7 protein-coding genes are annotated in these 13,655 nt (G+C 75.9%); 3 read left to right on the forward strand and 4 right to left on the reverse strand.

What is annotated here, in order from left to right; all coding sequences use genetic code 11:
- Positions 1-82: 82 nt before the first annotated feature.
- On the reverse strand, positions 83-3,973 hold the full coding sequence (locus WME76_RS10880; RefSeq protein ID WP_437960074.1) for a serine/threonine-protein kinase: 3,891 nt from the start codon (positions 3,971-3,973) through the stop codon (positions 83-85).
- Positions 3,974-4,320: 347 nt separating this feature from the next.
- On the opposite strand from WME76_RS10880, the gene WME76_RS10885 reads away from it, so the two are divergent.
- The 3 genes from WME76_RS10885 to WME76_RS10895 all read left to right on the forward strand — a co-directional run bounded on the left by WME76_RS10885 (position 4,321) and on the right by WME76_RS10895 (position 8,536).
- Entirely contained in the window at positions 4,321-5,847 is a 1,527-nt protein-coding gene (locus tag WME76_RS10885) for a hypothetical protein (RefSeq protein ID WP_437960075.1), read from the forward strand.
- Complete coding sequence (locus WME76_RS10890) at positions 5,844-6,752, forward strand: hypothetical protein (RefSeq protein ID WP_437960076.1); 909 nt, start codon at positions 5,844-5,846, stop codon at positions 6,750-6,752. Before WME76_RS10885 ends, WME76_RS10890 begins: the two co-directional genes overlap by 4 nt.
- Positions 6,753-6,985: 233 nt before the next feature.
- Positions 6,986-8,536: a hypothetical protein gene (locus WME76_RS10895; protein ID WP_437960077.1), complete on the forward strand. Its 1,551-nt coding sequence runs from the start codon at positions 6,986-6,988 to the stop codon at positions 8,534-8,536.
- 407 nt (positions 8,537-8,943) lie between these two features.
- On the opposite strand, the gene WME76_RS10900 is transcribed toward WME76_RS10895, so the two are convergent.
- The 3 genes from WME76_RS10900 to WME76_RS10910 form a co-directional block, all read right to left on the reverse strand.
- On the reverse strand, positions 8,944-11,388 hold the full coding sequence (locus tag WME76_RS10900) for a hypothetical protein (RefSeq protein ID WP_437960078.1): 2,445 nt from the start codon (positions 11,386-11,388) through the stop codon (positions 8,944-8,946).
- 108 nt (positions 11,389-11,496) lie between these two features.
- On the reverse strand, positions 11,497-12,123 hold the full coding sequence (locus WME76_RS10905) for a c-type cytochrome domain-containing protein (RefSeq protein ID WP_437960079.1): 627 nt from the start codon (positions 12,121-12,123) through the stop codon (positions 11,497-11,499).
- 16 nt (positions 12,124-12,139) lie between these two features.
- Entirely contained in the window at positions 12,140-13,522 is a 1,383-nt protein-coding gene (locus WME76_RS10910) for a hypothetical protein (protein ID WP_437960080.1), read from the reverse strand.
- Positions 13,523-13,655: the final 133 nt, after the last annotated feature.

The following is a 13,655-nucleotide window of genomic DNA, read 5'->3' on the forward strand; positions in this document are numbered from 1 at the left end:
GGCCCCAGGCGCGCCGCTGGCGGCGGGCGCGGCGGCCCAGCGCGCCGCGCGCTGCGGGCCGGCAGGCGCGCCGCCCGCGCCGCTACGGCCTGCTGTTCAGCATCGCCTCGAGCTGCGGCGGCACGCAGCCGTACGCCTCGGCGGCGGCGAGCAGCGCCGAGTTCTGCGGCAGGTTGAGCAGGAACGAACTCGCGTAGAGCGTCCCCTCGAGGCCCTTCAGCCGGCGCAGGAGCGGGGGCATCGCGCGCTCCATCGCCGCCCGCGCGCCCTCCAGATCGCCCATGTCCACGCACGCGTCGTGGAGCGCCAGGTAGATCGGCGCCTCGTTGAGCAGGCTCGGCGCGCCCGCCTCGACGAGGGCCGCCGCCTCCCGCGCGATCTCGCGCGCCTGCTCGGCGTCGCCGAAGCGGCGCTCCGCCTCGGCGCAGAACCCGAGCGCCACGGGCAGCACGTCGCGGTTCTCCGTCACCCGGTAGGCCTCCGTCGCCTTCTTCAGCAGCGAGCGCGCCCGCGCGAGCCCCGACGACTCGAAGCGCAGGAGCTCGCAGCCCCGGTAGAACAGGATGCCGAGCGTCACCCGGTCGCGCACGACCCACATGCTCCCCGCGGCCTCGTCCGCGCTCGCGCGCGGCTCCGCGAGCTCGGCGTCGAGCCGCGGCTCGGGGCCGAACGTCGCCGCCCAGCAGAGCAGGATCATCTGCCCGTGCCGCACCGCCCCGGAGCTGCCGATCGCCTGCGCCCGGGCGATGCCCCCCTCGATCTCCTGGAGCGCCTCCGCCCGCGCGCCGATGGTCGTGAGCGCGAAGCCGACGTTCATCGTCAGCATCGCCTCGCGCTCCTGCAGCCCCGCGCGGCGCGCGGCCCGCGCCGCGTTCCGCCGCGCCTCCAGCGCCGCCGCGGGCTCGCCGCGCGTCTGGTGGGCGACCGCGCGCGTCTGCCAGGCGTCGACCGCCGCCCACACGAGCCCCCGCCTGGCCGCGAGATCGAGCAGGTGTGCCGCCTCCTGCTCGGCCATCGCGAGCTGCCCGGCGAACGCGTGGACCTGCGCCAGCGTGGCCGAGCACTGCGCCTCCTCCTCGACGAGATCGATCGCCCGCGCGCGGTCGCGCAGCGCCGTCAGGCGCTCCTCCAGGTCCATCCCGGAGCCGCACGCCTGGTCGTAGCGGGCGCGCGCGGTGAGCGTGCGGAGCTCGCTCGGCTCGTCGTAGACGTTCTCCCACATCGCGCGGATCGCCGAGTCGCGCTCGGGCGAGCGCGCGTCGAGCCGCGAGTACGCGTCCTCGAGGAGCACCGCGCGCGCGAACGCCGTCGGCTTGTCGGGCGCGAACACGAGCGCGCGATCGGCCATGGTGACCGCGTCGCGGAGCGAGTTCGTCGCGAGCGCGCGCCGCGCGGCGGCCTCCCAGCGGATCGCGGCCTCCTCGTGCTCGCCGCCGAGGTCGAAGTGCTGCGCCACCGTCGCGCTGTCCTCGCCCATCCGATCGAGCCAGCGCGCGGCCGCGGCGTGCAGCCCCTTGCGGAGCTCCTCGCCGGCCGAGGCGTACGCGACGTCGCGGACGAGCGCGTGCTTGAACAGGTACTCGCGCGCGGCCGGGAACCGCGACGCGGGCTGCTCGACGAGCAGCTCCGCGGCGATGAGCTTCTTCAGCGCCGTCCTGGGCTCGATCACGCCGACCTCGGCGAGGCCCACGTCCCACACGGACAGGCCGAAGACGCTCATGCGCACGACCGCCTCGCGGGTGCCGTCGTCGAGCGCGTCGAGGCTCACCTGGATCGCCGCCTCGATGGTCGGCGCCGTGGCCGCGTCCTTGCCGGAGGCGATGACCCGCGCGAGCTCCTCGGCGAACAGCGGCGAGCCGGCCGCCTGCTGCGCGACGCGGTCGAGCGTCGCGTCGTCGACCGGCCGCGCGGCGGCCGAGGCGCTGAAGACGGCGCGCGCGATCTCGCGCGTGGCCCGGCGCGCGATCGGGCGCAGCTCCACGCGCACGTGGTCGCGGCCGGTGAAGCGCTGACCCTGGTCGCGCCAGAACGCCGGGCGCACCATGAGCATGATGAAGAGCGGCCTGCCCGAGGCGCGCCCGAGGAGGTGATCGAGCCACGCGACGCTCTCCGGGTCGGCCCACTGCGCGTCCTCGACGAGCAGCGCGCACGGCTCGATCGACGCCGCGCCGACCGCGATGTCGGTCATCGACAGGTACAGCGCGTCGCGCGCGCCGCGCAGGTCGATGCCGTCGGGGAACGGCTGGTTCGCGAGCAGGCGCGCGAGGAGCCCGCCGTCGCCGTGGTGCAGCCGCCGCGCGCGCACCGCGTCGTCGGCCTGCTCCAGCGACGCGCCCTTCGGCAGGCCCATGAGGACACGCAGCCCGTCGGTCGCGACGCCGAGCGCCTGCGCCCGCCCGAACGACTCGCAGCGGAGCTGCACGAGCCGCGGCGGATCGGCGCGATCCGAGATGCGGGCGACGAACTCCCGCGCGAGCCGGCTCTTGCCGATCCCCGGCGGCCCCGAGATGCTCACCACGACCGGCGTCCGCTCCTCCACGCAGCGGTCGAACGCGGCGACGGTCGTGATGAGCTCGGCGTCCCGCCCCACGAACGGCGTCTGCGCGTCGGGCCGCTTCGGCGCGCGCGAGAGCACCCGCACGGCGCCGCCCTCCTGGGGCTCGCACAGGTAGCGCCCGCGGGACAGCTCCACCGTGGTCGCGTCCGCGAGGACCCGCCCGAGGCCCGCCTCGCGCGCCAGGGCGACCGCGCGGTCGACGACCTCGCCGGCCGAGCGCGTCCTGTCGACGCGCATGCGGCCGGAGGCGACGCCGACGCGGCCGCCGCGCTCGCCGAGCGCGAGGCCGAGCTCGAGGGCGCGCGACGCCTCGTCGCCGTGGGCCTGGCGCACGCCGAGGTGGGCGGCGATCGAGTCGGCGCCGAGCGGCAGCGCGTCGGCCCCGCGGCGCCGCAGCGCCTCGAGCTCCCGCTGCCGCTCCTCGCCGGTGGCCACGTGCAGCGCCACGATCGTGGTCACGAGCCGCGTGCCCATCACCCCCGGCGGGTTGTCGCTCACGCGCAGCGGCGACGGGGTGGGCAGGTGCGGCTCGTCGACGAGCGCCGCGAGCCTCTCCGCCACCTCGCGCGCCGAGCTCGGCCGGAGCTCCCGGTCGGCGAGCAGCAGGGCGTGGATCAGGTCGTCGAGCGCGGGGACGACGTCGAGCAGGAACTCCGAGAGGCGCGGCGCGGGCGTCGTCGCCAGGCGCACGAGGGTCGCGATCGAGGTCGGCCCCATGTGCGGCGGCCGGCCGGCGACGAGCTCGAACAGCGTCGCGCCCAGCGAGTAGAGGTCGCTGCGCGCGTCCACCGTCGCGTCGCCGCGCGCCTGCTCCGGCGAGATGTACGCCGGCGTGCCGACGAGGCCGCCCGCGTCGGTCGTGAGCACGACCTCCTTCGACGCCGCCACCCCGAAGTCGACGAGCTTGATGCGGATCGGCCCCTCCGGCGGCCCGCGCAGCAGGAGGATGTTCGACGGCTTGATGTCGCGGTGGACGACGCCCGCGTCGTGCGCGGCCGCGAGCGCGCTCGCCACCTGCCGGCCGACCTCGAGCCCCTCGCGCAGCGAGAGCGGGGAGCGCCGCTGGCGCGTGGCCAGGTCCTCCCCGTCGAGCCACTCCATCGCGATGAACGTCGCGCCCTCCTCGATGCGGCGCCCCTCCGCGTCCGACGCGCTCGACTCCACCGTCCCGAACGCCACGACCCGCACGATCCCCGGATGATCGAGCTCGGAGAGGATCTGCCCCTCGCGCGAGAGCCGGGCCTGACCCTCGGCGTCGACGCCGAGCATCGTGATGATCTTCAGGGCGACGTACCGCTCGGTCTGCACGTCGAACGCGCGGTGCACGGTGCCGACGCCGCCCCGGCCGACCTCGCGCTCGATGTGGAATCGGCCCGCGACGAGCGGTCTTGCTGGCTCGATGCGCACGGTGTCCATGCGCTAGCCGAGGGGGGCCACGGGAGGGGCGTCGAGGGCGCTCGGGCGCGGCGGACAGGCGATCTCGGGGCGCCGGGCCGGGTGGGCCTGCGGTGTTCCGACAGGGCGCATCGGAGAGGAGACTACGCCGTCGTTCATGGCAGTTCCAGTGTCGCGGTCGCGACATACACACCCGCGCCCCGCCTCTGGTCTTGCCGCGCCCGCGCCCGCGGTCGGCGGCGCGGTCGGCGGCGCGGTGGCGCGACGCGCCCTGCGTCGCCGGTCGATCGAGCTCGCCGGGCTTCCCTTGACGGATCCGGCGGCTCCTCTTACGGTCGCGCTCTGCGCTAACGCCGGGAGCCATTTCGATGCTCGATCGCGTCGCCGTTCACCAGACCCGGCTGCGCACGCCCGGCCTCGGGCTCGATGCCAAGGGCGTCGCGCTCGGGGCGAAGGGGCTCGTCCTGCTGCCGTCGATCGATCGGCTCGTCGCCTTCCTCGCGCTCTACACCAGGCAGGGCTCGCTCGGGGACATCCTCCGGTCGCTCGTCGTCGAGATCGTCCGATCGAAGCTGGGCGCCCGGGAGGTCACCCTCCTGTTCGCGGCGGAGAGCAGCGACCGGCTCGACCGCGTGGCGGAGATCGCCCGTCTGGCGGGCGGCTACTGCTTCACGGGGACGAGCCGGCACTTCGTCCAGTACCGCGACGCCGCCGCGCCGTTCGGGTACGACGTCGCGCAGATCCTGCCGAGCGACGCCGCGCTCTCGCTCTACCACAACGCCTTCTCGCAGACGTACGAGGTCGAGCGGCGCCTCGACGTGCGCGGGCTGCTGCTCCGGCTCGAGCCGCACCTCGATCCGGCCGCCGGGCGCGAGCCCGGCCCGCGCTGGATCCTCGCCGAGTCGGGGCTCGGCCCGGCGCTGATCCGCTACTTCTCCCGGAGCAGCGTCGAGGCCGAGGTGGGCCTCTGCGAGTGGCCGCCGGAGTCGAGCTTCGACGACGCCCCGGTCCTCCGGTACCTCTTCCGCGTGCCGGCGATCCCCGGCCGGATGGTCCCGCTCCTCACGGGCACGCCGGGCCTCGGCTACTTCGTCCCGGTCGCGCCCGGCGCCGCGGTGGAGGTCGGCTTCCGGCACCCGGTCAACCTCCGCGCCTGCCCTGTGTTCAGCGAGGCGGGCCTCGTGCTCTTCCGCGGCAGGGGCCGCGAGGCGCTGGAGATCGGGAAGCTGCCGGCGATGGGGGACGTCTCCGCGTTCGCGCGCGTCGAGCTCAGCCGCGAGCCCGCGGTGGCGCGGGCGACGGCGGACGCCCAGCGCCCCGCGTCGGTCGTGCTGTCGCTCCGCCTCGTCCCGAGCTCCGAGCCGTGGCGGTCGGTCACGGCCTCGTGGATCCGGCCGGAGGAGATGCAGCTCCTCCGGCACGTCGCCTACGCGCTCGGCCCCGACACCCTGCGCCGCGCCCGCATCGCCTTCACCGCCGCCGGCGCGTTCCTCCGCCACCCGACCGGCATCGAGGGCATCCCGGTCGGCGAGTTCTTCCGCGAGGTCCACCCGGGCCTCTACATCCCGGCCGGCTACGACGCCGTCCCCGCGGTCGCGCCCGCCGTGCTGTTCCGCGCGCTCGGCGCCCCCGCCGGCCAGGCGCTGTTCATCGGGCGCGACGGGGGCGCGGTCGGCGTGCCCGAGGAGGCGTTCGTCCCGCTGGAGGCGGCGCTCCTCGAGGCGCAGCAGTGGTCGCCGGTGGCCGCGCTGTCCACGGGCCTCACGGCCGCGCTGGCCACCGAGCTGCCCGAGGTCGTCCTCGGCGGCGTCGGCATCCGGCCGCTGCGCGACCTCGCGCCGCCCGACGCGCCCGCCGAGCCGAAGGCGCTCCCGCCGGGCGCCGGCAGGGCATGACCCACCCCGACGCCATCGCCGAGCGCGTCGTCGAGCTCCAGGCGAGCGTGCTCGCCCCGCTCGTCCTCGGCGGCCCCCTCCACCTGGTGCGCCCCTTCGGGGTCCGGCTCGCGCTCCTCCTCGGCCACGGCGTGAGCGCGAGCGACCGCGATCTTGGCTCGCGCATCGACCTCGCGCGCGTCCGCGTCGCGCGCCTCGTCGCGCCGATCGACGCGCTCCCGGAGCTCGTCGCCGCCGACTGGGCGCTCCTCGCCGCGCTGAACGACCTGCTCCAGCTCACGAACCACGAGCTCGCCGGCGCCCTGACGCGCAGCCGGTACCCCCGCCTGCTCGCGAGCGTGCGCGATCTCTGCGAGCTCGTGCCCGCGCCGGCGGACGTCGCGACGGCGCTCTCGCGGCACGCGACGTTCGCGCGCGTGCTCGACTGCTTCCGCACGGACGCGCACGTCGCCTGGTGGACGGGCCGCGCGAGCTTCCGTGGCCAGCGCCCGCCCGCGCGGCTGCTCCGCTGGCGGCAGCTCCGCAACGTCGAGGTCGAGACCCGGCGCGTCGGGCTGGCCGACATGGGCCACGGCATCCCGGGGCTCGCGCCGCCGGACTTCGCCGACGCGCTCTCCCTCTGGCTGACGCGCACGCCGCTCACGGATCTCGCGACCGCCACGCGGAAGAGCCCGCCGTTCGCGTGGTCGGCCTCGACGCTCGCGGTCGTCGCCACCCCCCCTGGCCGGAGCCTCGCGTACCGCCTCCTCGTGCGCCAGCCCCACGACCTCGCCGTCGCCGCGCTCGCGCGCGCCGCCCGGGAGGTCCCGCCCCGGTTCGGTCAGGCGAGGGTGATCGCCGAGTCGTTCGCCAGCGAGGTCGCCGCGGGGATCAAGCTGCTCGACGAGCGCTCCGGCGCCGCGTGAGCGCGCGCGCGCGCCGGTGGTGGGCCGGTGGGCCGGTGGCCGGTGTGCCGCGCGCCGCGCGCCGCGCGACTTTGATCGGCGCAAACGGGGCGTGATACGCTCCGTCCCCATCGAGCGAGACCGCCGTCTCGCCCGCCGTACCTTCGACTTCACGTCACGAGCATCGCTCTGGAGCGACGAACCGTTTGAACCGGCAAGACGCTGAACACGCCGAGAAGACGCCCTCTTTCCCCTTGCGATCCTTCCGTCTCGGCGGTCGCTCCCAGGACGCGGCCCGGCGCTTTGTGCGCGCGAGCGCGCGCGCCGCGGGCCTCGCGCTCGCGCTCGCGCTGGCGGTGAGCCCCGGGGTCGCGTTCGCGCAGGCGGAGGCGCTGCTGGACGAGGGCAAGCAGCTCATGAAGAAGGGCAAGCTCGCGGAGGCTTGCCCCAAGATCGAGGAGAGCTACCGGCTGAGCCCGAGGTCGGCCACGCTCCTCGCGCTCGCCACCTGCCACGAGAAGCAGGGCAAGATCGCGACCGCCTGGGTCGAGTACATCGACCTCGGCGCCGCCGCGCGCAAGGAGGGCAACAAGCGCCTCGAGGCCGACGCGAAGGCGAGGGGAGCGAAGCTCGAGCTGCGGCTGCCGCGGCTCACGCTGAACGTGCCGCGGGCCGCCGCTGTCGAGGGGCTCGAGGTGACGCTCGACGGGACGCCCGTCGACAGCGCGGCGTGGGGCCAGGCCAGGCCGATCGACCCTGGCCAGCACAAGGTGAGCGCGAGCGCTCCCGGCAGGAAGCGCTGGGAGCAGACGGTTGCGATCAAGCGGGGCGACCGGAAGGCCGTCACGGTCCCGGCGCTGGCCAGGGACGCCTCGGCCGCTCCGGAGCCGGCGCCGGCCGCGGAGGCGCCCGCGAAGGAGCCGGCGGCGCCGGTCGCCGCGGCGCCAGACAGGGCCGCGACGGCGGCGGGGAAGGAAGCAGGCGGGGCCGGGAAGGGCGCAGGCGGGGCCGGGAAGGGCGCGGCGGCAACGGGGCCCGGGAAGGGCGCGGAGGGGCCGGAGACGGCCGCAGCGGGGCCGGAGGGGGCCGCAGGCTCCGCCGAGGCCGCCGCGGCCGAGGAGCCGGCGCCGACGCCAGGTGCATCGCCGCGGCATTCCGGGACCTTCGTGATCGAGGCCGGCGCGGCCGGCGGCGCGCTGATCGGGCTGATCGACGCGGGCAGCTTCGGCAACCTGAGCTCGTATTCGTACAGCTACAACGTTCCCGAGGGCGAGCTCATCGCGCCCTGCAACGAGGACGTCTGCCACGCGGGCTTCGACCCGGCGATCGGGCCGTTCGCCGGCGGTCAGGCCTTCGTCGGGCTCGCGCTCTCCGAGGAGCTGCACCTCGGCGTCCGCGCGCTCGGCGGCTACCGGTTCGGCGGCGGCTATCTCGCCGTCGGCGGACCTTCCCTCTCGATGCGCTTCGGGCGCCTCTGGCTCGGCCTCTCGGGGCTCGCCGGCGCGGTGGGTCAGAACGCGAAGGTCACCGGCGTGAGGGGAGAGATCCCCTCGGAAATGGTCGACCTCAACTACGGCCGGACCGAGGTCGAGGTGACCGCGCGCGAGGGCAGCTTGCCCGAGACCGCGCTGGTCGAGACGTTCGCGTTCGGCGGGAGCGTCGACGTGTCGCTCGTGCTCGCGGACCTGCCGAGCTCGAGCTGGACGTCGGGCGCGCTCCTCCTGACCGTCTCGCCGACGTTCATGAAGGGGCTCGACGGCTTCGTGCTCGTCGCGCCGGCGAGCCTCGGCTACCGCTTCTACTGACCGCGGCGGTCCCCCCACGGTGGGCTGCACGCCGGCGGCGGTCCCCCCACGGTGGGCTGCACGCCGGCGGCGGTCCCCCCACGGTGGGCTGCACGCCGGCGGCGGTCCCTCCACGGTGGGCTGCACGCCGGCGGCGGTCCCCCCACGGTGGGCTGCACGCCGGCGGCGGTCCTCCCCCCACGGTGGGCTGCACGCCGGCGGCGGTCCCCCACCGGGCGCGGCGCCGCCGGCTAGTTCCGCCCTCCAGGAGTCCGGCCGTGGATCCGGATGGAGATCTCAACGCCAAGGCGCAAAGACGCAAAAAGGCATGAAATCATTGTCTTTTTGCGTCTTCGCGTCTTTGCGCCTTGGCGTTGAATCTCTCCTCTCGCGCGGCAGATCCCTGGCAGGACTTCTGCCCCGCGGTGCTACCCCGCCTTGCCCGCGCGCCGCCGGCGGCCGCGGCGCGCCTCGCTCCCCGCGGCCTCGGGCCGATCGGAGGGCGCCGCCTGCGGGGCGAAGCCGATCGCCGCGAGCTCCTTCTCGCCGACCACGTCGCCCTCGGTCATGAGCGCGGCGCGCAGCAGGACCGCGCCCATCTCCGCGTCGTTGCCCGGCCACGGGTGGTCGAGCACGGCCTGCAGCGCCCGCAGATCGAGGCCGAACGGCCGGCCGCGCAGGCGGACGCCGATGCGCGCGAGGTGGTCCAGCGCGAGCGCCCGGAGATCCTCGGCGCGCGACGCGAGCGACGGCAGCGCGACCGCCCGATCGCCGAGACGGTCCGCGAGCCGCTCGCTCATCTGGCCCGTCGCCACCAGCGCGTCGACCGTCTGGGGCACCGCCACGACGAGCCCGACGTCGTCCGGCAGCGCCGCGCCGAGGTAGCTCTGCACCTCGGGCGACAGCGCCTGGGCGTCGAGGATGAGCAGCGTGCCCCCCCGCGCCGCCTCGATCGGCGAGCTGTCCGGATCGCGCCAGAGCGCGAGCGCGCGCGGCGTGTCCTCGGATCCAGCGGCCGGCGCCGCGCCGTCGCGCTCGGGCGAGCCGCCCCGGGTCCGCGCGAACGCCTGCGCGAACGCCTCGGGCGCGGGCGCCGCGCCGTCGACGATCGCCAGCGGCCCCGCCACCCGCGCGGAGCTCAGGTGCACGACCGCGCCCCACGCGACAGCGTCGATCCCGGGCGCCGTGAGCAGCGTGACCGGGCCGCCGCCCGCGCCGAGCCGCTCGAGCTGCTCGAGCGCCGCGCGCGCCGCGGGGCTGTAGGCCGCCGCCCGCGCCGGCCGCGCGAGCAGCCCCGCGATCGCCCGGAACCGGCCCGCGCTCTGCGCCACGGCGCGCTCCAGCCGGCTCACCTCGCGCGCGCGCTCCTCGGCCTCGCGCCGGGCGGCGACCTCCCGGCCGCGCGACCCGGACAGCATCGCCGACACCGAGATCACCGCCCCGAGCCGGTCGGCCACGGCGCGCAGGCCGCTCACCTCCTCCAGCGTCATCGGCGACGCGCGCCGGCCCCGCGGGATCGCGAGCGCCCCGATCGGGCCCTCCGCGTCGTTCACCAGGGCCACCACGCCGACGTCGCGCTCGGCGAGCCAGGCGAGCAGCGGGCGCACCTCCGGCCGCCGGACCTCGACCGCCTCCGCGGCCTCGACGCGCAGCACGCGCTCCGGCTCGACCTGGGCGAGCTCGATGAGGCGCGCCGGCACCTGCGCCGGCTCGCTGTGCGCGTACCCCGCGCGATCGACCGTCACCCGCTCGGGCGGCGAGAGCAGGTACAGCGCCGGCGGCGCCTGCCCGGCCGTGCCCGCGTCCGACGCCTCGCGCAGCGCGGAGAGCGCCGTCTCCAGCGCCGCCTCCGGCTCCGGGTTCATGGCCGCGCGCGTCGCGGCGTCGAAGGCGCCGAGCCAGCGCGCCCCCTCGGGCGCGAACCGGCGCGCGAGGGCCGGCGCCGCGAGCCCCGCGAGCGCGCAGATCGCGCACGCGCCGAACACGGCGACGCCGATCGAGGACTGCGGCGCGCCGCGGAGCCCGAGATCGCCGCGCGGCGCCTCGTGCACCGCGTAGACCGCGAGGAGCGCCGGCGGGGTCGCGAGCGCCGCGATGGCGAGCGTGAGGCGCAGCGCGCGCGAGACCTTCGCGGCGTCCGCGGCCACGATGCAGAGCGCGACGCACACCGCCGCGATCGCGCTCGTGACGGGCAGGATCGCCTCCGGGCTCGCGACGCCGACGAACGCCGCCGCGACGGAGGCCGCGAGCGCCGTCGCCGAGAGCAGCAGCGCCGCCTCCACTCGGTCGGCGACGCCGAGCTCGAGGCGCCGCGCGATGCGGACGCGCGCGAGCGCGACGAGCGTCACCGTGAGCGAGCCGAGCGACGCGGCGGACGTCGCGTAGTGCACGAGCAGCGGATCGAGGTCCGCCGCGCGCGCGGGCGCCACCGCCGAGATTGCGGGCAGCGCGACCGCCACCGTCCAGAAGAGCGAGGCGAACGCCGCGGCGTCGAGGCGCCGCGTGCTCGGCGGGGGCTCGAGCAGGCCGCCGAGGCCCGCGATGCGCGCGAGGCCGACCAGCGCGGCCATCGCGGCGGCCGCCGCGCCGAGGTTGCCGAGCGCGATCAGCGCGAGGCCGGTGGGGCCGCTGCGCGCGGCGGCGAGCATCGCGGCGCCGGTGAGGCAGACGGCGGCCGCGCGGCGGGCGGCCGGCTCGATCCGGTCCTCGCCCCGGGGCGGCCGCTCGACCCAGCGGAAGCCGAGCGCGAGGAGCGCCGGCAGCCCGAGCAGGGCGAGCCACGCGGGCCCGTGGCCGCCGGACGCGCGGAGCGCGGCGAAGGCCGTGTAGGCGACGGCGGCCGCGGCGATCCAGAACGAGCGCCGGCGCAGCATCGCGGCGAGGGTAGCGTCTGGCCGCGGGGGCGCCAACGAGGCGGTCTCATCCAGGGGACGATCGCCCCGCCCGCGCCGCACGTGGCGGCCAGACGCTCTTTCACTTCCTCAGGGGGTGAGCGCCGCGATGAAGTCGTGGAGACACGTTATCTCGGCGTCGCTGAGCGGCGTGGCGCCGAGCGGCATCCGGTTGTTGCACGGCGGGTCGGGCGTGACCTTCGTGTAGACCGAGCTGGCGTCCGGATCGCCGGGCACGAGCACCATGCCGCCGCATGCGGACGCCTGGCCCCGGATGCTGTTCTCCCACCCCGACGCCAGCGAGAGGCCCGCCTGCTTCGAGTTCGCGTCGTGGCAGCCCGCGTTGCCGCACTTCATCGTGATCATCGCCGGCGCCTCGGCGCACCCCGTCGGCGCGGGGCCGGTGGCCGTCGAGGTGGTGGTGCCGGTGTCGCCGCCGGTGGCCGCGGTCGTGGCGGCGGTGTCGCCGCCGGTGGCCGCGGTCGTGGCGGCGGTGTCGCCGCCGGTGGCCGCGGTCGTGGCGGAGTCGGCGCCGGTGGTCACCGCGGGGGAGGTGGTGCCGGACCCCTGGGTGTCGCCGCCGGCGCCTTGCTGGCCGCCCGGGGGGAACTCGTCCTCGTCGAGGGTCCCCGCGCAGCTGATGAGGAGCGCGCTGCCCGTCAGCAGGGCGGCTGCGGTGAGCGCGATGCGCCCGTCAAGCGAAGTCAGGAACGTCACGTGGTACCTCTCTCTCTCAGTAGACATAGGCTCCGGCGAGCCGCAGTCCCAGGTATTGGTCGATGGCCCCACCCGCGATGTAAGGGTCGCCCTGCTCGGGCTGGAACGACGAGAAGAACCGGGCGTACTCGACGAGCACGCGGGCCTCGATGCCGGTCGCCACGGGGACCATCACCCCGGCCATCGCGCCGATGCCCTGCACGCTCGCCCCGGTGAACCGCTCGTAGACGGCGCCCGACGAGAGCGGCAGGAGGTACTCGGCGCCCAGCGCCAGCGCGACCGGGCCGACCGGGAAGCGGCCGTCGAGGCCGGCCCGGAACAGGGTGTAGGAGACGTTGGGCACCGTCCTGGCGAGATCCGCCGGCGCCTCGATCTCGAAGGTCAGGAACCGGAGCCCGGCGGAGATCCCGAGCTGGGACGCCTCGCCGATCGACAGCCGCTCGCGGAGGCCCAGGTTGATGCGCTGGTAGGTGGTGCTGATCGGGTCGCCGTCGCCCACCGCCGAGTTGAGGCCGAGCGCCCGCGCGTAGCTCGCGGTGATCCCGAGGCCCTTGAGCACCGCGATGTCCGTCGACGCGAGCGGGTACACCTCGCCCGCGACCGACAGCGCGGGCTGCCCGAAGACGCCGTAGGGCCGGAGGTTGTTCGTGCGCGGATCGGAGTAGTCGAACCAGCGGCCGACGAACTCGACGCCGAGCTCGACCGAGAAGAGCGCCGAGTTGACGTCGTTGCGCTTGCGCTTGCCGCCGCTGTCGCGCGCGCCCTCGCCGTCGCCCTCGCCGCCGTCACCCTCGCCGCCGTCGCCCTCGCCGCCGTCGCCCTCGCCGTCACCCTCGCCGCCGTCGCCCTCGCCGTCCTCGCCGCCCTTGCTCGCCTTGTCGTCGTCGGCCGGCGGCGGCGCGATCTGCGCCAGCGTCGGGCCGAGCAACTCTTCCAGCGCCTTCTTGCGGTCGTCGCGCGAGCCGGTCAGCGGCACCGCGCTGTCCACGGCGAGGTCGCCGGCGTTGTCGTCGACGTAGACGAGGTGGACCTCTTTCTTCTTCTTCTTGTTCGTGCGCGAGACGCCGTAGATGACCCCTTCCGCCTTCGCGGCCTTGCCTGCCTTGCGGATGCGGTCGAGGGGCTTCTTCCGCAGGGCCTTGGACACCAGCGCGTCTCCGACCGCCTTGGTCTGGCCGGCGCCCTTCAGCGCCTTCGAGAACGCAGCCGGCTCGACGACCCCCAGCGTCTCCGGCAACAAGGCGAGGATGTCCTCGCGGATGGCCTCCGCGTTGGGACCCTCGATGTGAACCGCGATCGACTTCGACGCCTTGGGAGCGGCGAGCGTGACGGGAGCGAGCGCGAACGTCACGGCGGTCGCGGCCGAGAGCCCGAGCAGGATCCGCCCGCAGAGGCTCATAGAAAGGAACAGCGTTGTGGTCCTGGTGGGTTTGCGCACGGGCCTCTCGCTAGCGGCAATGACGTCGACCGGAGCTTGCACGCGCGCGAGCCTACAGGCGACCAACCCACGGAATCCAGCGTATTTTCGACAC

Origin of the sequence: Sorangium sp. So ce119 (assembly GCF_051524405.1) — a bacterium.
Classification (GTDB): Bacteria; Myxococcota_A; Polyangia; order Polyangiales; family Polyangiaceae; genus Sorangium; species Sorangium cellulosum_G.

Coding starts and splice junctions, on each gene's coding strand:
- WME76_RS10880 (WP_437960074.1), bottom strand. CDS start 3,973: ATGGACACCGTGCGCATCGAGCCAGCAAGACCGCTCGTCGCGGGCCGA.
- WME76_RS10885 (WP_437960075.1), top strand. CDS start 4,321: ATGCTCGATCGCGTCGCCGTTCACCAGACCCGGCTGCGCACGCCCGGC.
- WME76_RS10890 (WP_437960076.1), top strand. CDS start 5,844: ATGACCCACCCCGACGCCATCGCCGAGCGCGTCGTCGAGCTCCAGGCG.
- WME76_RS10900 (WP_437960078.1), bottom strand. CDS start 11,388: ATGCTGCGCCGGCGCTCGTTCTGGATCGCCGCGGCCGCCGTCGCCTAC.
- WME76_RS10910 (WP_437960080.1), bottom strand. CDS start 13,522: ATGAGCCTCTGCGGGCGGATCCTGCTCGGGCTCTCGGCCGCGACCGCC.